Below are 22,283 nucleotides of genomic sequence, written 5' to 3' on the forward strand. Positions count from 1 at the left end.
CGCACCAGTGGTACGAACCGGCCGAAGACGATCGCCTTGCGGTAGCCGTAGCGGCGCAGCAGTGACTCGCCGCGGGCCGCCGCCGATCTCAGGCGGGCGCTGCGGGTGCGGGCGAGCGCCGTCCGGCCGCCGTGCCGTCCGATCAGGAAGCCGACCTGGGCCCCGGCCACCGCCCCGACGGCGGCGCAGAGCATCACCTGCCAGAGCGACAGGCGCGGCCCGTGGTCGGCGCCGGCGGCGCAGAGCACCCCGGCGGGCAGCAGCAGGGTGTCGCCGGGCAGGAAGAAGCCCACCACCAGCAGGCCCGACTCGGCGAAGGTCACCACCAGCACGGCCAGCGCGCCGAATGCGGCGAGCAGGGAGGACCCGCTGGTCGGGTCGACGGCCGCCAGTAGCCCGGTCATCGGGGCCCCGGTGCGGCCGCGCGGCGAGGCGGGGACGGGGGGTTCGACCGGGGTCGCGGTGCGTGGTTCGGTTGGCTTTCGGGCGTCGTGCCGTGGGACTGCGGCGGGGGGCTATTCGTCGAGATCTTCGGGAATGTCAGGGGCATCGTCTCTGTGGTGTTCATCCATCGTGATTTCCGGTGTATCGGCTGTTGATGTGGGTGGATGCAGGAGTTGTCGCACAGCCTTCAGGGTCACACTGCCACTGCCCGGGAACACCACACGGCAGCGCAGCACACCGGGCGCTCATCCCTGCCCCTGCCTACGGTCCGGGTTCTGCTGAGGCATGTCCGGCGGCGCGGATGAGACGGTGGTGAACGTTCCGGGAGGCCGGGGTGACCAGCGCGCGCCTCTCCGTGGCGCCGCGATTCGACGTGGCCGTCCCCAGGAACACCGCCATCGCCGCACCGTCGGATCAACGAACCAGCTGGATCCGCAGTGAGATGGAATGTGATGTCCGATCCCGTTGTCTGCCTGGAAGCTTCTGCCCGTTCGGGTCGGGGTTCGGATCTGCGGTGCACGATGACCGGGCAGAGATCGAGTCGGAGACAGACGAGGAGTTCGCCCGCACCGAGGCCTCCGCCTTACGAAGGGCAACTGTCCGATGCGGTGCGGCCGGACAGTGGCCGGCACTCTCGCAGGGCGGAGGCCAGTTGGGCGACACGGATGGGTTTGGTGATGTAGTCGTCCATTCCGGCCTCCATGCAGAGTCTCCGGTCGCCCTCCATGGCGTTGGCGGTCATGGCGATGATCCGGGGACGTGGTGTGCCCGTGTGGGCGGCCACGATTCGCCGTGTCGCCTCCAGGCCGTCGAGGTTGGGCATCTGCACGTCCATGAGGATGACGTCGTACGGCTGTCGGTCGACGGCGGCGATGGCTTCCAGGCCGTCCGCTGCCGTGTCCGCGCGGTAGCCGAGCTTCTCGAGCAGTAGCAGTCCGAGCTTCTGGTTGACCTGGTTGTCCTCCACCAGCAGCACCTTCAGTGGCGGCCCGTCGAGCGGCACGATCTGGGCCTGCGGTCTGACGGGAAGATCCGAGACCGCCGTGCCGTGGATGGCGACCATCAGCGCGTCGAACAGCTGGGAGGCCTTGACCGGTTTGGCCATGACGGTCGCCCCGTGGAGTTCCGGGCTCAGCCGCAGTGTCGTGGAGTAGAGGATCAGCGCAAGGCCCGTGGTGTGAAGCTCGCGGATCTGCGCTTCCTCGCCGGTTCCGTCGGCGTCCGCGGCCGGGGTGTCGATGATCGCCACATCGAATGTCTCGCCCCGGTGCAGCCGTTCCAAGGCTTCACCGGGCGACTCGGCATCGATGATGTCGACGCCCCACGTCGTGAGTAGATGTCTCAGGATTCGTCTGCTCGCGTCATGGTGGCCGATGAGCAGGGCGTGCTTGTCCAGCAGCGGCGGTTGGACGCCGGCGAGCCGCCTCGTGTCGTTCGACGGCTCCGCGGCGCGGAGCGGGACGTGGAAGCTGAAGGTCGTACCTTCGCCGGGGACCCCGCTGCTCTCCACCCGGATGTCGCCACCCATCAGCGTGACCAGGCGTTTGCTGATCGCGAGTCCCAGGCCCGTTCCGCCGTATTTCCGGGTGGTGGAGGAGTCCACCTGGGAGAAGGACCTGAACAGACGGTCCATGCGGGCCGCCGGGATGCCGATGCCGGTGTCGCGCACCGCGAACTGGAGGAGGTGGCTGGCCGGGACGCCCTGGCCGTGGTGCCGCCGCGGGACACGGGTGACGGTCAGTAGGACCTCGCCCGCTTCGGTGAACTTCACCGAGTTCGACAGCAGGTTGAGCAGGACCTGGCGCACCCTCGTCACGTCGCCGACGATCTCCGGGGGGATGTCCTCGTCGATGAGGTAGGCGAGGTCGATCTGCTTCTCGCCGGCCTTCATGGCGACCAGGTCGAGCGCGCTCTCCACGCATTCGCGCAGGTTGAAGGGCGCGAGTTCGAGATCGAGCTTGCCGGATTCGATCTTGGTGTAGTCGAGGATGTCGTTGATGATCGTCAGCAGTGCCTCCGCACTGCCGCGGATGATCTCGGCGAACTCGCGTTGGTCCGTCGTGAGGTCCGTATTGAGGATCAGTCCCGTCATGCCGATGACTCCGTTCATCGGCGTGCGGATCTCGTGACTCATGGACGCCAGGAAGGCGCTCTTCGCCTCGTTGGCCGCCACCGCCTGTTCGCGCGCGGTCCGCAGTTCGCGGGTCCGCTCGGCGACCTCCTGCTCCAGTGTTCTGCTGTAGTCGGCCAGCAGCCGCTCGGCCTGCTTGCGCTCGGTGATGTCGCGGATGACCCCGTGGTAGGTCAGCGGCCCGCCGTCGCTCGCCGGTTCCGCGGTGGACGTCAGCAGGCAGTCCATCGTCACGCCGCCCGTGGTGGTCAGCCTGGCCTCGAAGTCCCTGACCGAGCCGTCCCGGGCCAGCTTCTCCTGGAACCGTCTGCGGTCCTCGGGATCGACGTAGCGCTCTCTGATGTCCGCGCCCGCCAGCTCCTCCCGGGTGTAGCCGAAGAGGTCGAGCATCGCCTGGTTGGCGTCCAGCAGCTCGCCTTCGGGGGTGCTGACGAAGTGCGCGTCGCGCGAGCTCTCGAAGAGCCGTCGGTACTTCCGTTCGTTCGCGCTCACCACCTGGTAGGACTGGACGTTGTTGATCGCGGAGGTCGCCTGGCTGGCCATGTTGGCCAGCCCCACGACGATGTCGGCGTCGGCGGTGATCCGGGTGTAGTACCGCGCGTCCTCACCGGCGTTGCCCACCGCGAGCATCCCGCTCGGGGACCGGGACTCCCCGCCCAGGGGGACGAGGGCGTACTCGCACATGTCGAGCATGCGTCCGAACTCGAGTTGGGGCTCCTCCGTGGAGGATGCCGGGCAGATCACCTGCTCGTCGTGGGACAGCACCGGTTCGAGGACCGGTGTCGCCACGGGGAGCCGCAGTCCGTGGATCTGCTGCTCGCCCGATGCCTCGTAGTAGCCGGCCGCCACCCGCACCACGAGTTCCGTCCCCTCGGACGTGCGGCGGAAGATGACGCACCTGCTGAAACCGAGCTCGTAGAGTGAGAAGTGCGCCACGAGGTCGAGGATGTCGCCGGTGTCGCTCGCGGCGTTGAGCCTCTTGCCCAGTTCGTAGAGCTGGCGGTAGAGACGGATCTGGTCGTCGAGGCGCTCCTGCGAGGTCCTCAGCCGCACCTCCGTGCGCAGCAGGTGTTTCACCTGCGCCCGCAGCTGCCGGTTCTCCTCCTCCAGGTCGGGCCGGGTGCCGAGGGTCTGTCCGGCCGAGGGCGAGGAACGGGATGCCCCGGCTGCCGCAGAGTCCTCGCTCACGAGCAGACCAGAGCGGCGAGGACGCAGGTGAAGTGGTGGAACCGGTTCTGCCCCGCGGTCGGGCAGAGTTCGCCGAAGGTGTAGAACCCGATCTTGGGGACGCTGGGGAGCTGGCTGTGCAGCCGCTTCAGGATCTGCCGGGTCTGACTCTCCGGTAGATAGTGCCGTCCCCGCCCGGCGCATTCGAACTGCATGATCAGATCAGGGGTGGCCGAGCCGAGCTCCGCATTGATGTATGCCGCGATCTGGTCGGCGTTCGAGGTCAGCAGGTCGATGTCCCTGCGCATCAGCCTGACGCGCGTCCCCTCGGGTGCCCGGACCGGGAGGTTGACCGTCCCCGCCTCCTTGTTCTGCGACAGGGCCACGTAGGGGACGTAGCCGTCGACGCCGTCCGCCACGGGGAAGCCGAACGGAAGGCTCACCACGACGGTCTGCCAGTCCGCGAGTTCGTCCGTGCCCACGTACTCCCCGTACACCTCGATCGCGGGCCTGCCGTCGATCTCCTTGACGGTCCGGCCCTCGGTGCTGGTCAACGTGAAGTCCAGGCCGACCGGCACGCACCCGTGGCCCAGTGCGGGCACGACCCGGGCGTCCCCCGACAGCATCGCCCAGCTGGCCGCGTCCTCGACCACCTCGCCGTCCAGGTACTGGAAGCTCCGCTCGTACAGGTTGTTGTCGCCGGCCGTGCCGCCGAGGATCGGGATCCGGTCGATGCCGTCCAGTTGCTCCTTGAGCCCGTCCAGCAGTTCGTCGACGGTCGAGGTCATGCCGTCGGGGAACAGGAAGAGCGCGCGGTCGTCGGGGCGCAGCGGGCCGATCTGGCGGCCCAGGGCGTGCCCGACGTCGCCCGAGCCCGTCTTGAGGCCGGGGGCGAGGCCGTGGCGGAAGGAGATGGAATCGGACTGCGCGAGCATCACCGCGACGCAGAAGTTCGATTCGTCGGGTTGGTCGCCGACGAGGATTCCCTCGGCGGAGCATCCTGCGAGCGGGGCGCGGTCGGCGGCCTCCCAGACCGCCTTGACGATCGCGCTCTGGTCGTATCCGACCGAGGCGAACAGGAAGACGAAGTCCGGTCTGTCGATGGAGCCGTTTCTCAGTGCCTGGCCGACGGCGTCCCGTGCCGCGGCGGCGGCGTCGCGGAGGTGGCTTGCACCGGTCCCGAATGTGGTGGTCACGGTCGGCCTCCCGGCATGGAGGCGACTGCCGTCGGTGGGGTGTTCCGCGGGTTCGGGCCGTGCGTGCCCGCGTCGGCGAGGGCGGTGGCCGGCTGCTGGTCCGCTTCCTGGGTTCGGCGGGCGCGCCGCCGATCGGCATTGCTGATTTTCATTTTCAGATAGCCTAAGCGCAGGGAACGTGGTGATCAATCCAAGAGGAGCCTATGAGGGGCTCGCCGTGGGGGGCAGGTGGGCTCGGCACGGGAAGAGGGAAGAAAGGTCTGCCCTTCAGGTCCGTTGCCTTGCGGCGGTCGGGTGGGCCCCGAGCACACTGGGAGCCGCCTGCAGCCGCCCGCCCACCGGATCCGGAGGATGGTCCTCGGCACCACCTCCCGCCGACAACGACACCGCACCACCGGCCGCGGCGGAGCCGCAGGTCGAGCTCACGCGCGCCGTGGCGCGTCGGCCCCGAGAGGTCTTCCGATCACGTTGCGGAGCTGAACGGCGTGCCCGCGGGCGACGTGCTCCAGTGCGAACAGGTGAACCTCCCCGTCGGTGCCGGCGGACCACAGCCTGGTCCGCAGGTCGAGGACCGCCCACAGCTCCCGGCCCCGGTCGTCGGGTGGCAGCCGGAGCGGGATGAACCGCTCGGCTGGGTCGTCCGGGTCGACGTGGTCCCAGTCGGTGGTGCGGGATTCGCGGCGGGCCCGGTTCTGCGGATCGGCCTCGCTCGGTTCTGCGGCCGCCGACGGGGTGGCGGCGTACTCGGTGGGCATGGCTGTCTCCTGCGGTCTGCGCGTGGACGGATCGTTCGCCGAGGCGGTGCGGGTACATCGTCGACCCACGACCGGGACATCTGAACAGCCATAAAGGAATCTTCAGGGACTCTTCAAGGACCCAGCAGGCAGCCGTGGAGCGCGGGCCCGGTACCCACGACACGGCAGGGGGCTTGACGTCGGCCGTCGCGTCGGCGCCCAGGACATCGTGCCGGTACCGCGCCCCTGCGGGGGCCAGGCGGGCCCGTACCGAGCCGACCGGCGCCCCGGACCCCGGACGGCCGCCCACTCAGAGGGGGGCGCTGTGGGGCGGCCGCCGGGTCGGTGGCCTGCTGCCACCCGCTCCGCCCGCCATCCCCAGCACGGCGGAGCCCGGCCTCCATGACAGCATGTCGACGCCGCACGGGATTTGCCCGCCCGGCACGCCTGTCGTCCGTGGATCCCACCCCGACGGGCCGCGCTCTCGGGCAGTCGGCTCCCCTCCGCCCCCTCACTGGTTCCACTCCCGGCCCTCTCCCCGAAGCCCCACCCGGTGAGGTCGCACCAGGGTCGGCAGGGCTGTCTGAAGGGTTGCCCGGACGTTCTCTGCCCGCCGGTCCCGCCGGCTCTACGGTCGATCCCATGGACTCCGAGCGGCCGCGCCGCTGCCGCTCGGACGATGCGATCGAACGGATCGAGACCGCATGCCCGCCATCACCGCACAAGTCTTCGTCCAGGCACCGTTGCAGAACGTCTTCGCTTTCCTGGCCAACGCCCGGAACCTGCCGCTGTGGAGCAGCGCGGTGATCGAGGTCGACGGGGCCGACGTGGTGCCGGCGTACGGGGCCGTCTACCGCTACCGGTTTCCCGGCCGGCATCACGACAGTCGGCTGCTGTGCAGCGCCGCGAGCCGTCCGTACGAGGTGGCCTTCCGGGGCGGACGGATGTGGACTCCGCTGGGGTGGCAGATTCCCGAGCTCGTTTTCCATCTCTGTGACGAGGCCGACGGCGTGAGGGTGGAGATCGAGGTCGTCTCCCGGCTCGGCGGTGCGATGCTGCTGTTCTGGCCGCACCTTGCGGTGGCCTGGCGCCGTGACCTCCGCAGGGATGCGTGCCGGCTGGCCGCCGTGCTGGCGGGCCAGGACCCGGAGGGTGAGAACGGTGCCGTCGAGGTCGTCACGCATGTCCGCAGGCCGGGAGAGCGGCGCCGGGTCCGCTAGCGGCGGTTGCCGCTCGGCCCGCTTCGCGGCCCGCATGGGCACCCGACATGCGCTCGACCGGACCACCGTGGCAACTGTCGCCCGTACCGCGGGCGGTGCCCCTTGTACACGTCCGAGAAGACCGCGATGCTCTCACGCACCCCAGCTCTCCGACGCCTCCCCCAGCGTCTCGTTCCGGCCGGGGCCGTGCCGCACCTTCTCCTCGGGCTGCTGTTCTTCGTCGTCTACGCCGTGATCGGCGTCATCCGCCACGTGCGCTACGCCTCGATGTCCTGGGACTTGGCGATCTTCGTCCAGGAGGTACGGCAGTACGCGTCACTCCACGCACCGGTCGTCAGTGTCAAGGGCCCCGGTTACAACATCCTGGGCGACCACTTCAGCCCGGTCCTGGCCTTGCTCGCCCCGGCATACCGGGTCTTCCCGACCCCCGTGACGCTTCTGGTGGCCCAGGCGGCGCTGTTCGCGAGCTCGATCCCGATCGTCTCGAGCACGGCGGCCGCTTTCGTGTCCCGTTCGAAGAGCCTTGCGGTGGGTGTCGCGTACGGCCTCTCCTGGGGGCTGCAGCGGGGCGTGGACTTCGACTTCCACGAAATATGCTTCGCGGTGCCGCTGTCGGCCCTCGCGCTGCGCAACATCATCCTGCGGAGGTGGTACCGGGCTGCGGCCTGGGCGGCGGCGCTGGTGCTGGTCAAAGAGGACATGGGGATGACGGTCGTCGCGATCGCCCTCGTACTCATCCTGCTGCGGCAGTATGCGCTCGGGGCGGTCCTGGCCGCTTTCGGCACGGGCATGCTGATCCTGACCGTGAAGGTGGTGATCCCTCATTTCAACCCGAACGGGCACTATGACTACGCGTCGAAGCTCCGGGGTGGTTCGTCGACCGGTGCGCCGCTGGACCTGGTGCACGGCTTCCTCTTCACCGAGATCAAACTCCAGACGCTGGGGTACCTGCTGCTGATCACCGCCTTCCTGGCGTTGCGGTCACCGCTCGTCCTGGTCGCGGTGCCGACGTTGCTGTGGCGCTTCGCCTCGTCCGACAGTGCCTACTGGGGCATGGACTGGCACTACAACGCGGTGCTGATGCCGGTCCTCTTCCTCGCCCTGATCGATGCCGTCCGCCGGTGCGAGGCGTACCCGACACCGGTCTGGCTGCGTGCGTATGCCACCCAGGCCGTCGTCCCGGCGGTCACGGCCATCTCGCTGGTTCTCTGTCCGGCCATGGGGCTTCCGGTCGCCGGGCTGTTCATGCCGTCGACCTACGCCAGGAACGCCGGGCGGCTGACGGCGCTGCGGACCGCGGTCGCAACCGTCCCGGACGGGGCCACGGTCGAGGCCAACGTCCCGCTGCTGGCTCATCTCGCTCCACGCACCACTCCGTTCTGGATCGGTACGGCGGTCGGCGCGCCTCGGTACGTGGCGCTGGACCTGTCGACCGGGTGGTCGGATCCCCCGGAGAGTGCGGCCGGCTACGGCGAGTCGCTCCATCCGGGCGTCCGGTACGCGGTCGTCTTCGACGAGCAGCACGTCCAGGTCGCGAAGCGCGTCGATTGACCCGGCCGGGTGCCCGCTGCGCGGGTGCGGTGTGCCACGGCTCGGATGTCCTGCCCGAAAGGCTTCCCCTTCCGGGCTGGTGGACGGTCTCGGGGAACGACGACTGTTGGTGGGCGGTCTTGAGAACTGTTCACGGGAGAAGTGGTCATGCCGGCTCCAACTTGGGTCACTCCGGGGACCGACCTCGACTTCGTCCGGGACAAGCGGCCACGGGACCTTCGCGACCTCCTGAAGAAGGGGAAGCCCTGGACCACCCTTTTCGTCACGTGGTACGCGTCGTACGTCCAGGGGGACCGAACTGCGCTCCAACGCTGGGCGGACGTGGTCAAGGCCCACCAGGCCGGGGGCGGGCGTACCGGCGGAATCCCTTCTCAGCTCCGGACGGACTTCGACCTCCTGATCTCACTGCAGTTCTTCGGCGCATGTGCGGATGTGCGGGCGTGGCTCGAGGAACAGCGGGATGTGGCGCGGCGGACGGCGCCGCGCGGAGCTTCGTCGAAGCAGATCCGCGAGATCCGGAAGGCGAACGAGGCCAGGTCGATCGCGGAGGCGAAGTCCGCGGACTGGGAGGGCGACGCTTCAGGGGCCGTCTCCGAGGCGACCCTGGCCGCGCTGGAATCGTTGATCGCTGCCAACACCCGCGCGGTGACGCCGAAGGTGGCGGCCCTCCTCGAAAGCTATGAGAAGGGCTACTGGGAGGGCCGCGAGGAGCTGCTGAGCCGGCTCAAGGCCGCCTACACGCCCACGATGAGTGCCCAGTCGCGACTGCGGGACGCCTGCTTCGAGATGCGCCGGGCGCTGAGCCCGGCCGGCCGCGTGCCGGACGAGAAGAAGAGTGAGCGGCGTCAGGAGGTGCTGGCCCAGTGGACCGCCTACACGGAGGCGTACGAGAGGTTCGGGGAGCAGTTGCTCGCATCGAACAAAGCACTCGTACGGTGGGCCGTGAAAGACACGGCCGAGAAGATCGAGAAGAACTTCGCCGCCCGGCATCCGGGCGTGGCCGCCGCACAGTTCTCGATCAACCTGACGGTCACCGCTCTGAGCGCCGTGATCCAGAACCTCGGCCTGGTCGCCGGGGCCGCGACCTTGAACCCTGTGGTCGCCGCTTCGGCCACCGCCCTGGCGACCGGGCTCACCGCCGTTCACGATGGTGTCCAGCGCCTGACGACGTCGAAGATCGCGCGGGCCGACGCCGAGAACCTGGACACCGTGCTGGAGCACGTCGGTATGGAGTACCGCCACCCGGCCGGCGGCGAGGTCCGGGCCAAGGTGGCGGAGGAGGCCGATTACCTCTCCAACGTCGTAGGACAGACGATCGCCCCGGCCCTGGAGTGGGCGGCTGCCAACGCGAACAGCCCGGCCGGCACGGCCGCGCAGCTGGTGCCGGTCGCAGGTCTGTTGTGGCGGGTGGGAGGGCTCGCGGTGATGCTCGACGGGCTCGTGAACCCGAAGGTCCTCGCGAAGACCCGGGACCGGGAGGCCCTGCACAAGCTGGTCACCGATGCGATCAGCAATCTGAAGGGACCGACACTGCCGACGGAGATGCGGGTGCTCCGGGTGGATCCCGCCAGCGGTGTGGCCGATGTGGTTGTGGACGGAACTCCGGGGATCCTGAAGAACGGCCGGTTCCATCCGGAGAGCCGTCTGGAGGCCCTGGCGGAGGCCGTTCGGAGCTGGCGGAAAGCGAGGAGGGGGGATGTCTTCGTCAGTTTCTCCGCCACGGATGGGACGATCACGGACCTGCGGAGACTGACGCTCCTTGTGGGCCACGATCTCGCCACGTTCGAGACGGTACAGGACGGCCTCACGATAATGAGCGAGGATGATCATGCATTCTGGTGTTCTGCCCGCGCCTCCGGGCTGGGTCTCAGCAGAAGCGTCGGCCGTGATCTCTGGAACGTTGAATTCAAGCTCAGCCATGAAGGCCGCGCCAGCAGCAAGAACGTGCGGAAGACCTTCTCCCGCCTGCTCCTCTACTCGCGGGACAGCTCCAAGGCGGAGATCTACACCGAGCACAAGGAGTCTGCCGGGATCCTCCTCGACATCATGAAACGAGATCCCGGGTTCGACTGCCTGCTGGCCTACCAGGAAATCTTCGAACTGCCGGACGGAAGATTCACCGTGGATTCCGGCGGGGTTGTTTCGGCACCGGACGGCGAGCCACTGATAAGCGTGGCAGATCTGGAGGAGAGGGGCAGGGAGGCGCTGGGGTTCAGGCAGTATTTCAACGACCTCCTGGAGCGGATGGAGGAGGGAGAAATAGTCGACATCGACAATCTGAACCTCCCCCCTCGCCTGCCGGAGGCATACGCTAGGAAGCTCGCCCTCTGGCGGAGAGTCTTCGATCACTTTTACGCCGCTCAGGCCTCCGCCAGCAGCGACACAGGCACTTTCGAGGCGATTCAGCACGGGCTCGCCGAGCTCGTATTCTCATCGGAGTGGCAGCATAAGTATTACAAGATATGCGAAATCCATGGACTGTCCGATGGATATCTCCGGATCAACTCGCTTGTCGCCGACGCCCTCTCGGTACTGACCTCCCTGAATCGGAATGAGATCCCCTCCGCGGATCGACTGGCCCGACTCTGCCGGTTCAGTCCGGACGAATGGGACTGGCTGAACGCGGCGAAGAACATTCCGGGCCTTCCGGACTTTCCAGATTTTTCGAAGGTCCGGTCCAGCCTCCTCGGAGCCCGAATCGACCTCCTCGAAGATGCGGTCGAAAAGTTGCAATCCGGCGAGATTGTTAAAATTCCGGATTTTCCGGACGGGATACCGCCCGAGTATGCACAAATAGTCGACTACTGGAAGCAGGTGATCGGAAGGGTCCGGCACGCCGAGGAGGCGCTGGAGTCGGAACGGGGCCGGTGGGCTCTCTACGAGTCCGCACAGGGCAGCCTTGCGGCATACGGCGACGATTTCCTGAAACTGATCATGTCGAAGCAGCAGTTGATGGACGCAATGGCCGAGGTGGCGACCATTTTCGACAATCTCGGATCCGCCGCATCTGCCCGGCAGGACAACAAGGACATTCCGGACTCCCTGGCCGACGAACTGACCCAGCTCACCGCAGAGGATTGGGCGGAGGCGTGCACGGCGGACGACCGGTTCACGGCGGTTCGACGAGTTCTGCTCCCTCCTGGCTGACGCGCCTTTTCCCACGGCCACCACCCGAGAAGCAAGGTTCTCTGCCCGTCGGCCGAGACGAACGTGCAGGGCACCGGTGCGGGGCCGGGTCACGCTGAGAGTCCGGTGTTCGGCCGCTGGGCCGGGCAACTCACTCGGCTCGGAAACGGTGGTTCACATGGACCCGGCAACGTCATCGTCCGGATCGGGCTTCTTCTCCGAGGGCAGCGGGCAGCAGTGCCGCACCGCTCCGGGAAGGCCGCCCGGGAAAGACCAGGGCCGTGGACGGCCGGCTCTCAGGCCGACGGCGATCGCCGGCCTACTCGCACTGCCGGTGGCCCTGCTGTCCGCCGCTGCCGCTCCCGCCGCCCACGCGGCCGATCAACCGGCCCAGGGCGGCGCCCCCGTCTATGTCTCGGACCCCAATGGCAGCCGGATCGTGAAGGTCGGCCCGGACGGGACCGTCACCTCCGTTCCGGTGACCGCGAACTGCCCGGCCGGAACCCCGCCGGAGCGGGCCAAGGTGGATCCCAGCAAGATCGCGGTGGACGCCGCCGGAAACCTCTACGTCGCCAACTACTACGCCTACACCGTCATGAAGATCACCCCGAGCGGGTCCAGCAGCATCATCGCGGGAGACCGGGACTGCGACCCGGCCACGCCGCCCGCCGACTCGCTGCAGTCCCCCAACGGTGTCGCCGTGGACGCCACCGGCACGGTCTACGTCGTCGACACGAACGGCAGCGCGCTCTGGAAGATCGACACCGGCGGAACCGTGAGCAAGATCGCCAGTGTGGCTGCCCAAGCCGGCGCCGTCCTCGACGGACAGGGCAACCTCTACACCATCGCTTCGAACGCGCTGGTGAAGGTCTCACTCGCCAACGGCACGTCACAGGTCATCACTCAGTTCGCCCCGAATCCGAACGATCCCCTCGACCGGCCTGTCGATCTCGCGATGGGCCCGGACGGAAGCTTCTACGCGCCCTTCTACCACGACAATCGCGTGGTCAGGTTCAAGGACGGGCAGCAGAGCACCATCACGACCGGGACCAATCCGATCTCCGTCGCCGTGGACGATGCCGGAAGTCTCTACGTGGGCCGCGAGGGAGGAACCGTGATGAAAGCGCCCGCCGGCTGCACGACCGTCGCCTGCGAGGTGGACATCAACTCCAAGGTCGGCAACCCCGGAGGAATCGCCCTACCACCTTCCCCCCACGCACCCACGGACGTCCGCACCAATCCAGGACCCACCCGGGCCGTCGTCACCTTCACTCCCAGCAACTCCCCCTCCGTCACCGGCTACACCGTGACCGCGACTCCCACCAGGGGAACCGGAACCGCTGTAACGGCTCAGGGGACAGGCTCCCCCATCACCGTCACCGGGCTGAAGCTCGGGACCACCTACGACTTCACCGTCACGGCCACGAACGGCGCAGGTGTCACCAGCCCTCCCGCGAAGGCCACCAAGGTGTCGAACGGGATCTGGGACGCCATCATCGCGCTCCTGAAGAAGTTCGGCCTGCTCCGGTAGCGGCCCGGCACGGGGCCGGCCGGGCAAGAGGACGAGGGTGATCGGTGGCATCGGTCTGGGAAGAGATACGGGAGACGGTGGCCCCCCGGCCCGGCAGCCGGCACGGCCCGCTCCCTCCGCTGCTCCTCGCGCTGACCGTGGTCGGCGGCCTGGTCGACGCGGTGAGCTTCCTGGGTCTCGGACACGTCTTCGTGGCCAACGTGACCGGAAGCGTGGTGGTCGTCGGCTTCGCGGCGGCCGGCGCCAAGGGCTTCTCCGTCAGCTCCTCGCTCGTATCCCTCACCGCCTTCCTCGTGGGCGCGGCTCTGGGCGGGCGGATCGGACGGAGACTGCCGCACCGCGGCCGGGTCCTGCTCGCCGCCCTCTCGGTGCAGACTGCCCTGTTCGGCTCCGCCTCGGCCGTGTCGGCCTGGATCGGCACGGCTCACCATCCGGCCGGGCGGTACACGATCCTTGCGCTTCTCGCCCTCGCCATGGGGTTGCAGAACGCCGCCGTGCGGCTGCTCGCCGTACCGGACCTGACCACGACGGCCATCACCATGACCCTCGTCGGCCTCGCCGCGGACGGCCCGCTGGGCGCAGGAGGCCCGATGCGGGCGGGCCCCCGCCTGCTCTCCGCCACCGCCCTGCTGTCCGGCGCCTTCGCGGGTGGTTTCCTCGTCCTGCGCCACGGTGTCACCACCGGCATGACGGTGATGTCCGTGGTGGCCGCCCTCACGGTCGTCGCGGTGGCGGCCGCCGCCAGGCACCCGGGTGTCTGGGCAGATCGGCCGTGACGCCGAACGGGCCCCGGCTCCGTTGTTCTCCGGTCCCTGCGCACTCCATCTGACGGATCATCACATCCTGCCGCTCCGCGACCGCACCACATCAACGGTCCTTCGGCCGTACACGCGTGGCGAGCGACTCCCCGACCGAACGTGCGCCGCCCCGTCCCGGGCCGTCGGCCCGCCTCCATACCGGGGGCAAGGCGCCAGGGCCGGGAGCGTGCCCAACCGGGCACTCTCCCGGCCCCCGAGGCGAGCGACAGTCCGAAGAGGGGCTGCAACCGCCCCGCAGCCGGCGGAACGCGCAGGAGAGCGCGCGTGCGACGAGAGGGTGCCCCTCGGCGCCGGCGGCCCATGGCGAATGTGGAGGTCCGGTTCCGGATGATGAACGTAGTACGAGCCGCCCAGGAGCGCTGGCGGTCCAGTTCACGACGGGTGAAGGCCGGGGTCATCGCCGCGGCCGTGGCTGTCGCCGGCACCGCGATCGCCGTCCCGCTCGCCCAGGCCGGCGGCTCCAAGGCCGTCCGGCCGGTCGCCGCCTCCGGCCCCAGCCCCAACGCCGGTCCCGCCACGCCGACGGCTCCTCCCGCCACGGACTCGGGGCTCTCACCTCTGACCGGCCTCCCCGGAGGAGGCGGGCACCTGCTTGCAGTGAAGATAGACAACGTGGGGCAGGCGCAGTACCAGCAGGCCGGTCTGAACTCCGCCGACGTCGTCTACGCGATTCAGGTCGAGGGTGGCCTGAGCCGGTACCTCGCGGTCTTCGACAGTGAGCACGCACCGGCGAGCGTGGGGCCGGTGCGCAGCGCCCGGCAGTCGGACATCCCCCTGCTGGCGGCGTACGGCAAGGTGGGGCTGGCCTACAGCGGTGCGATCTCCGGGCTGCGTCCCGATCTGGCGCAGGCGAACCTCCAGAGCATCACGCCGAGCAGCGGCCTGTTCAGCCGGGGCGGATCGTCACCGACCTTCATCCGGCCGGCGAGCGTCTTCTCGGCGTACCCGGACCTGGCGCAGGCCAAGAACGTCGGCTTCACCTTCGGCGATGCTCCCGGCGGGGGCGTCCCTGCGGCCACGGCATCGGCCCGCATGCCGGCCGCGTCGTTCACGTTCACGGCTTCCGGTGCCTCCTGGCTGGTGTCGGTGGACGGCCACCCCGCGAACACGACCGACCAGGGACGCGCCACGACCTCGAACGTGATCGTGCAGCACGTCCCGGTCGTGCCGGGGAAGTACACCGACCACAACGCGGGCAGGCCCGACAACGAGGTGTTCTCGCAGACCACCGGCGAGGGCAGCGCCGACTTCTACCGCGACGGCCAGGTCTGGCACGGCAAGTGGTCCAAGTCCGACGACTCCGCCCCCACGCAGTACACGGTCGGCGGTGCTCCGATGCCGCTCAAGACGGGTCGTACCTGGATCGTGCTGGCTCCCTGAGCCACCGTCGCGGCATCGACACACCGGCGGGCCGGGCGCGGTCCCGGGGCCCGTCCTGGAGATCGTTAGGATGAAGCGCGTGACGGGTGGCGGTTGCTCACGGCGTTGGTTTCTCGGCCTGGGAGTCGGGGCGGCCGTCGCGCTGAGCGATTGCAGTGGGCCCGCGGCGGGGCCCGGCGGGCCGTCCTCGTCGCAGGCCGGGACGCAGACGGGCCCGAGCCCTACCGCGACTGAGAATGCGAAGGCCGGGGCGGCGGATTGGCGGATCACCGGTGCGGGGCCGGAGCGGGCCATCGAGGGCTTCGCGGACCGGGTGAGCGTTCTGCCCGGCGAGACGTTCGGGCTGTACGTCTCGACGACCGCCCCCGGGTTCCGGATCACCGCCTACCGGATGGGCTGGTACGGGGGCTCCAGGGCCCGGGCGGTCTGGCAGTCCCCGTGGTTACCCGGCGCGAAGCAGACTCCTGCCACGGTGGAGGCGGGTACCCGGATGGTCCGGACCGACTGGACCCGCTCCACGCTCGTGGACAGCACCGGCTGGCCGGAGGGCAGCTACCTGCTGCGGCTGGACGCGGACGGCGGGGCCGGTCAGCGGTACGTCCCGATGACCGTCCGCTCCCGGTCCGTCCGTGGCCGGACCGTCGTCGTCAACGCCGTCGCCACCTGGCAGGCGTACAACCTCTGGGGCGGCTACAACCTCTACCAGGGGCCGTCCGGCGGGTTGTCGACCCGGTCCCTTCAGGTCGGCTTCGACCGTCCCTACCGGTACGACGACGGGGCCGGGCTGTTCCTGGTGTACGAGGCCCCCGTGATCGCCCTCGCCGAGCAGCTGGGCATCCCGCTGGCCTACACCACCGGAGTCGACCTGGCCGCCGACCCGGTGCTGCTCGACGGGGCGAGTGCCGTGCTGTCCCTCGGCCATGACGAGTACTGGTCTCCGGAACAGCGGAAACACGCCGCTGCCGCGCGGGATGCGGGGACGAATCTGGCGTTCCTGGGGGCCAACTGTTCCTTTCGTCGTGTCCGTTTCGAATCGTCCGGGCTCGGGCCGGACCGGATCGTGGTGTGCTACAAGGGGTCCTGGCAGCGGGATCCGGGGTACCGGGCGGGCCGTGGGCCCGCGACCACCGATTTCCGTGCGCCGCCCGGCGCCGATCCGGAGAGTTCGCTGCTCGGTGTGCTCTACGACGGTTACCCGGTGGACGCCCCGTACGTCGTGACCAACCCGGGCCACTGGCTGTACGAGGGCACCGGGGTCGGGGCCGGTGACGGTTTCCCGCACCTGGTCGGGGTCGAGTACGACCGGGTGAACACCGCATACCCCACGCCCCGGCCGCTGGAGATCCTGTCGCACTCGCCGGTGGTCTGCGCCGGCCGCAGCAGTTTCGCCGACAGTTCCTACTACTCGACGAGCAGTGGTGCCGGGGTGTTCGCCACCGGGACGATGCGGTGGGTGGAGTCGTTGGACGCCGGCGGGCAGGGCGGCGACCACGGTATGGACGCGAGGACCGGGGCTTTCACCCGCAGGGTGACCGAGAATCTGCTGCGGGCTTTCGCCGCAGGCCCGTGCGGCCGTGGCCGTCCTGCCGCGGACAACGTCGGGGCCGTCTACGGCCGGAGCTGACCCGGGGTCTCCGTGTTCAGGTGCCCTTGTGGGAAACCTCGCCGTGCCCGAGGGTGCCGGGCGGGTTCTCCCCGGGGGACTTGCTGGTGGCCCCAAGGGGATCGACGACCAGGGTCCGATCCCTCCGAATTTCATCAATCTTGCTATTGGTAAACACATTTGACGAACAGTCATCTCTGTTCTCGGTGCGGATGGGGGATGATCCCGCCGGACTAGCATCGGGATTCTGTCCTGGTCGCTGCTACGTCCCGACGTAGCGGCCCCCCACCTAGGAGGATCCCGATGGCACCGCCACTGCACAGCGCATGGCTCAAACTGCAAGGCGCGTGCTTGGCCCGCCGCCATGTCACGAACCTTGTCCTCATCACGGGAGTCGCGGCGGGCACCGTGGCCGTCATGCTGTCTCCCATCGGCCAGCGGACCACCTCCGACCACCCGACGACCGTCTCCGCCGGTCAGGTCGCCTCACAGAGCGCCAGGAGCACCCCCAGCGCGAGCGCCACCTCCCCCGCCGGCATCCCTCCGGCCGCTACCACGGCTCCCCCGGCCGCCCCGGCGCCCTCGTCGACCTCGGCGTCCGCTTCCAAGAAGGCGAAGGCGTCGCCCTCCCCCACGCGTAAGGCGAAGCCGTCCTCCTCGGCCCCCTCGTCCAAGGCGCCGACGTCCTCACCCCCGGTGCAGGAGGCCGCCCCCAGCACGTCTCCCGCGCAGGAGCCCGACCCGACCACGGCCCCGGCGCAGGAGCCCGACCCGACCACGGCCCCGGCGCAGGAGCCCGATCCCACCACGGCCCCCGCCCAGGAGCACGACCCGACGCAGACACCCGAATCGAAGGTCTCCGCAACGGCACCCCCGCCGAAGACCGGTTCCACCCCGGCGACCTCCGCTCGCAGCCGCGTTCAGAGCGCCCCGGCTTCGGACACCGGCTCCGACTCCTCGTCCACCGCTTCGACGGCCACTGCGGACCCGCAGAGCGGCGAGTGGACGGCGCCGGTGCGCGGGGCCAGGGTCAGCAACCCGTTCGGCGTCCCCAACGCGAGCTACGCCGCCGGGTACCACACCGGAACCGACTGGGCCGTCCCCACCGGGACACCGCTGTACGCGATCACCAATGCCACCGTCGTGTCGGCGGCGAACGACGGTGCCTACGGCAACGAGATCGTGCTGAAGCTCCCTGACGGCAAGTACGCCCAGTACGCCCACCTGTCGAAGCTCCTCGTCACCGCGGGACAGAGCGTCACGACGGGCCAGCAGATAGGCCTCTCCGGCAGCACCGGCAACGCCACCGGTCCCCACCTGCACTTCGAGATACGGACGACGAACACCTACGGCGCCGTCATCGACCCCGTCGCCTACCTGGCGTCCCACGGAGTCACCGTCAGCTGACAGTACGGAAGTTGGTGCCGGCCGACCGGGCCCGATCCGTCAGCCGGCCGCCGCCGGGCCACCGAGCGCACAGGTGGACGGCGGCGTTCTCCACCGGCCCGGACACCACTGCGCGCAGCCGCCCCGAGGACGTCCGAGACACGTGCCGTGTCCGCGCGCTGCGGCACCGGCTCGAGTGGCACCATGGTTGTGCCTCACCGGGTGAGGGGAGCGGATGATGGCCGAGGACACCTTCTTCCACAGTGGCGGCATCTACCGGCACTACCGAGACGGCGAGCCCTCCGACAAGGGTGTCTTCGTCGTGTACTGCGTCGGTCACGCTCCGACCGGGTTCGGGGACCCGTCCGAGGCTGCGGGCGTCGCTTTCGGCTGGCGGAGGTCGGTCGGGCTCGACGGCCCGGACCGCCCGCTCGGCTCCTATTCGACCGCCGACTTCACCGGCTGGTACGAGATCCTCGACAGCGACCTCATCCGGCTTCTTCCGGAGAGTCCCATCCCCACGGAGCCGGCCCCGCAGCAGAAGCCTCGGCGGCCTCTCGGGCAGCCGCCGGCCGGCGCTCATCCGATGATGCACCGGAACCGGTGGCGGCGGCGCTGATCACCGGGGTTGCCGCACGTGACCCGGGAGGTGTCGGGCGTCGGGTTCCGGCGGGGCGCGGTGCTCAGGACGTCAGGTCGGCGTAGACCACCAGGCTCTCGGAGTAGCCGCGGTCGGATTGCGTGCCGGCACAGGTGACGAGGCGCAGCGCCGGTCCGGCGGTGTCGCCGTAGACCTCGGAGGTGGGGAACTGTTCTCTGGGGTACAGCTCGATCCGGCGGACGGTGAACGATGCGGACCTGCCGTCCGCCTTGTCGACGATGATCTGGTCCCCGGGTTTCAGCTCGCCCAGCCGGTGGAAGACGCCGTTGCCGTAGGCGCCGACCGTGGTGTGGCCGACGATCACGGCGGGGCCGACGGTGCCCGGGACGGGCGAGCCGTCGTACCAACCGGCGGGGTCGTCGTCCTCCACGGGCGGGACTTGCAAGGTGCCGTTCTGTTCGAGCCCCAGGCTTATGACGGCGGCCTGGACGCCGATGGAGGGGATCGCGATTCGTGTCGGTGCGGAGGGGTTGTCACTGGTCATGGCCGGTGGGTCGGTGTCCGGCGGCGGGCTCGGCGGTGCGGACGGGGTGGTCGTCTGCGGGGTCTCGGACGACGGTGTGGGCGTGGCGGCGGGCGTGGCAGTGGTCGGCGGTCTCGCGGGGTGGACGCGGTCCGCCGTCACCGCCAGGCCGCCGCCGAGCAGGGCCGAGAGGGTCAGCACGGTGGCGACGAGGCCGGCGCCGGGGCGTCGGGGTGTTCCGCCGGCCCGTACCACCGGATTCCGCGGGCCGGATCGGCCGGTCCTCGTCGGCTCGTTCATGGCTGGTCTTCGTCTGCTCTCAGCGGCGGCCGGTGCGTCGGCGACGGATGCCGAGCAGCGCTGCGGCGGCTGTGCCCGTGCCCAGGCCCAGGATGAGGACCAGGAGGCCGTTGTCCCGGGACGGGGGCGTGGGGCTGATCTCCCCGGTGTCCGGGGCGCCTTTGGGGACGACGGGCACCTGGTGGTGCACCGGTGCGGCGGTGGTGGGCTCCGGGGTCGGGAAGGACAGGGATGCCGGGCCGGCCGGGCTCGTGCCGGTGCCGGTGCCGGTGCCGGTGCCGGCGCCGGCGCCTTGGACCTGTACGGTCGCCAGGATCGTCACTGTGCCGCTGTCCGTGGTGCAGGAGACCTCGACCGGGTAGGACTTCGGTTCTGCGGAGTTCTGGATGCGGGCGGTGGCGGTGAAGGCCTGGGGGTCTGCGTCCTCGAACGCCGCGGTGCCGTCCGCGAACGCCCCCGATGTGATCGCGGTGACGGCGGTGGTGTCCTGGGGGCAGGTGCCGTCGATGCTGATCTTCTGGCCGCCGGAGGCGACCGAGGGGTCGAGGAACACCTGTCCGGTGCCGTCCGACGGGCTGTCAAGGATACTGCCGCTCAGGGAGGACGAGCCGGACGGTCGGGCACGGTCGGCCGCGTGGGCGGTGGCCGGAAGGACGAGCTCCGCCCCGAGCAGGAGCACGGCTACGGCGGTCGTCGTCGGCTTCATGTGGTTCTCCTGGCACGTCGGTCGTGTCCGGGCCTCGGGCGTGCGAGGCCGCCACGATGGACGGAACCGGTGCCCGGAGCGTCGCGGATGCGGGGCGGGTCACGCGTGTCCTTCCTGGAGAGGTCCCTGTCCCATTAGATGCACGAGGCCGCCCGGCCGGGCAGAGCCGGGCAGGCTGCCGTGCGGGCACGGCAGCCGATCCGAGGAGCGGGTACCGGTCCCTCCGGTCTGCCCTTCCGGCATCGCGAACGGGCTGTGGCCGGGGCCGTGGGAGGGGCTTCACTGATGGGGCCGGAGAGCGGGTGCGGCCCGGATCCTCCGGTTCGGGTACCACGCGGTTCGGACACCACGTGTGGTCGGCCGGGAGTGGTCCCGAGGAACGGGCCACCTATCCAGCGGTCCGGCGACGGGCCCTTCGTCCCAGGAGCGCCCTTTGTCCAGTTCCCCTTCCCCGCCACAGGCCGACCGGGGCGTTCTGCGCCGGGTCGTGTTCATCTCGGCGGCCGCAGCGATGGGCGGTTTCCTCTTCGGGTACGACAGCGCGGTGATCAACGGTGCCGTGACCGGCATCCAGAAGCACTTCGACGTCGGCAACAGCGAGACGGCCTTCGTGGTGGCGATCGCGCTTCTGGGCTCGGCGGCGGGTGCGGTGGCGGCCGGGCAGCTGGCCGACCGTTTCGGGCGGGTCCGCACCATGGTGCTGGCCGCCACGCTGTTCGCGATCAGCGGGATCGGCTCGATGTTCCCGCCCAGCATCGGTGTTCTCGGTCTGTGGCGGGTGGTCGGCGGCATCGCCATCGGAATCGCCTCGGTGATCGCGCCGACCTACATCGCCGAAGTCGCTCCCACGGTCTACCGCGGACGTCTGGCCTCCCTGCAACAGTTGGCCATCGTGCTGGGCATCACCGTCTCGCAGCTCGTCAACTGGGCGCTCAACCAGGGGGCGGGCGGCGAGTCCACCGATGAGCTCGGCGGCATCCAGGCATGGCAGTGGATGCTCGGGGTGGAGGCGGTCCCCGCCCTGATCTACGGGGCCATGGCGCTCACCATTCCGGAGTCGCCGCGGTTCCTGATCGCCGCTCGGCGGGAGAAGCAGGCCCGCAGGGTCCTGGAGGAGATCGAGGGTCCGTCCGTCGACCTGGACGCCCGGGTCTCGGAGATCCGCGCCGTCCTCGACACCTCGCACAAGCCGCGGCTGAAGGATCTGCTCGGTGGCCGGTTCGGCCTCCTGCCCATCGTCTGGATCGGCATCGGCGCCTCGGTGTTCCAGCAGTTCGTCGGCATCAACGTGATCTTCTACTACTCGTCGTTCCTCTGGCAGTCGGTGGGCATCGACGAGTCCAACTCGCTGCTGATCAGCCTCTCCACCTCCACCATCAACGTCATCGGAACGGTGGTCGCGATCGTCCTGGTCGACCGGATCGGTCGCAAGCCGCTCGCGCTGGCCGGCTCGGCGGGCATGGCCTTCGCCCTCGGTCTGGCCGCCTGGGCGTTCTCCTTCCGGCAGGGCACCGGCGACAGTGCGACCCTCGACAACGCCCATGCCGTCGTCGCCCTGGTCGCGGCCCATCTGTTCGTGCTGTGCTTCGCCTTCTCCTGGGGTGTGGTGGTGTGGGTCCTGCTCGGGGAGATGTTCCCCAACCGGATCCGGGCCCTGGCCCTGTCGGTCGCCGCCTCGGCGCAGTGGATCGCCAACTGGGCGATCACCGTGACCTTCCCGGACCTCTCCGACTGGAACCTCTCCGCCACGTACGTCATCTACGCGGCCTTCGCCCTTCTCTCCATCCCCTTCGTCGCCTTCTGCATCAAGGAGACCAAGGGTCGTGCCCTCGAAGACATGGGGTGAGGGAGGTCGGGCATGGCGCG

At 69.5% G+C, this 22,283-nt stretch carries 16 protein-coding genes; 10 read left to right on the top strand and 6 right to left on the bottom strand.

Features of this window, described 5'->3' with window-relative positions:
• The 4 genes from AB0D08_RS11290 to AB0D08_RS11305 form a co-directional block, all read right to left on the bottom strand.
• Positions 1–404, bottom strand: a 404-nt coding sequence (locus AB0D08_RS11290) for a VTT domain-containing protein (RefSeq protein ID WP_359887839.1), incomplete at its 3' end; no start/stop codon positions are given.
• A 623-nt stretch (positions 405–1,027) separates the two neighbouring features.
• Complete coding sequence (locus AB0D08_RS11295) at positions 1,028–3,763, bottom strand: response regulator (protein ID WP_359887841.1); 2,736 nt, start codon at positions 3,761–3,763, stop codon at positions 1,028–1,030.
• Complete coding sequence (locus tag AB0D08_RS11300; RefSeq protein WP_033820615.1) at positions 3,760–4,938, bottom strand: FIST N-terminal domain-containing protein; 1,179 nt, start codon at positions 4,936–4,938, stop codon at positions 3,760–3,762. The genes AB0D08_RS11295 and AB0D08_RS11300 overlap by 4 nt, the downstream gene beginning before the upstream one ends.
• 422 nt (positions 4,939–5,360) lie before the next feature.
• On the bottom strand, positions 5,361–5,693 hold the full coding sequence (locus AB0D08_RS11305; RefSeq protein WP_033820616.1) for a hypothetical protein: 333 nt from the start codon (positions 5,691–5,693) through the stop codon (positions 5,361–5,363).
• Between the two features lie 683 nt (positions 5,694–6,376).
• Here AB0D08_RS11305 and AB0D08_RS11310 point away from each other — a divergent pair.
• The 9 genes from AB0D08_RS11310 (at position 6,377) to AB0D08_RS11350 (ending at position 18,906) form a co-directional block, all read left to right on the top strand.
• Complete coding sequence (locus AB0D08_RS11310; protein WP_033820617.1) at positions 6,377–6,892, top strand: SRPBCC family protein; 516 nt, start codon at positions 6,377–6,379, stop codon at positions 6,890–6,892.
• A 186-nt stretch (positions 6,893–7,078) separates the two neighbouring features.
• Positions 7,079–8,443: a DUF2079 domain-containing protein gene (locus AB0D08_RS11315; RefSeq protein WP_051812488.1), complete on the top strand. Its 1,365-nt coding sequence runs from the start codon at positions 7,079–7,081 to the stop codon at positions 8,441–8,443.
• A 147-nt stretch (positions 8,444–8,590) separates the two neighbouring features.
• Entirely contained in the window at positions 8,591–11,590 is a 3,000-nt protein-coding gene (locus AB0D08_RS11320; protein WP_359887846.1) for a hypothetical protein, read from the top strand.
• A gap of 313 nt (positions 11,591–11,903) precedes the next feature.
• On the top strand, positions 11,904–13,100 hold the full coding sequence (locus tag AB0D08_RS11325; protein WP_033820619.1) for a fibronectin type III domain-containing protein: 1,197 nt from the start codon (positions 11,904–11,906) through the stop codon (positions 13,098–13,100).
• Positions 13,101–13,144: 44 nt separating this feature from the next.
• Entirely contained in the window at positions 13,145–13,876 is a 732-nt protein-coding gene (locus AB0D08_RS11330; protein ID WP_033820620.1) for a YoaK family protein, read from the top strand.
• A gap of 372 nt (positions 13,877–14,248) precedes the next feature.
• The gene (locus tag AB0D08_RS11335) at positions 14,249–15,298 is read left to right on the top strand and encodes a DUF3048 domain-containing protein (protein ID WP_359887849.1); all 1,050 of its coding nucleotides are present in this window, start codon (positions 14,249–14,251) and stop codon (positions 15,296–15,298) included.
• Positions 15,299–15,611: 313 nt separating this feature from the next.
• Positions 15,612–16,922, top strand: coding sequence for a N,N-dimethylformamidase beta subunit family domain-containing protein (locus tag AB0D08_RS11340; protein ID WP_359887851.1), 1,311 nt, complete (start codon positions 15,612–15,614; stop codon positions 16,920–16,922).
• A gap of 396 nt (positions 16,923–17,318) precedes the next feature.
• Positions 17,319–18,308, top strand: a complete 990-nt coding sequence (locus tag AB0D08_RS11345; RefSeq protein WP_359887854.1) for a peptidoglycan DD-metalloendopeptidase family protein — start codon at positions 17,319–17,321, stop codon at positions 18,306–18,308.
• Positions 18,309–18,525: 217 nt separating this feature from the next.
• Complete coding sequence (locus tag AB0D08_RS11350; protein WP_149037939.1) at positions 18,526–18,906, top strand: hypothetical protein; 381 nt, start codon at positions 18,526–18,528, stop codon at positions 18,904–18,906.
• 64 nt (positions 18,907–18,970) lie between these two features.
• Here the strand turns inward: AB0D08_RS11350 and AB0D08_RS11355 are convergent, their stop codons facing one another.
• Positions 18,971–19,612: a class F sortase gene (locus AB0D08_RS11355; RefSeq protein ID WP_359887856.1), complete on the bottom strand. Its 642-nt coding sequence runs from the start codon at positions 19,610–19,612 to the stop codon at positions 18,971–18,973.
• Between the two features lie 118 nt (positions 19,613–19,730).
• Complete coding sequence (locus AB0D08_RS11360; protein WP_359887937.1) at positions 19,731–20,417, bottom strand: hypothetical protein; 687 nt, start codon at positions 20,415–20,417, stop codon at positions 19,731–19,733.
• A gap of 433 nt (positions 20,418–20,850) precedes the next feature.
• Between AB0D08_RS11360 and AB0D08_RS11365 the strand changes: the two genes are divergently transcribed.
• A complete protein-coding gene (locus AB0D08_RS11365) occupies positions 20,851–22,263 on the top strand; it encodes a sugar porter family MFS transporter (RefSeq protein ID WP_359887858.1) in 1,413 nt (470 codons plus the stop codon).
• Positions 22,264–22,283: the final 20 nt, after the last annotated feature.

This window comes from Kitasatospora sp. NPDC048540, assembly GCF_040651175.1.
GTDB lineage: Bacteria > Actinomycetota > Actinomycetes > Streptomycetales > Streptomycetaceae > Kitasatospora.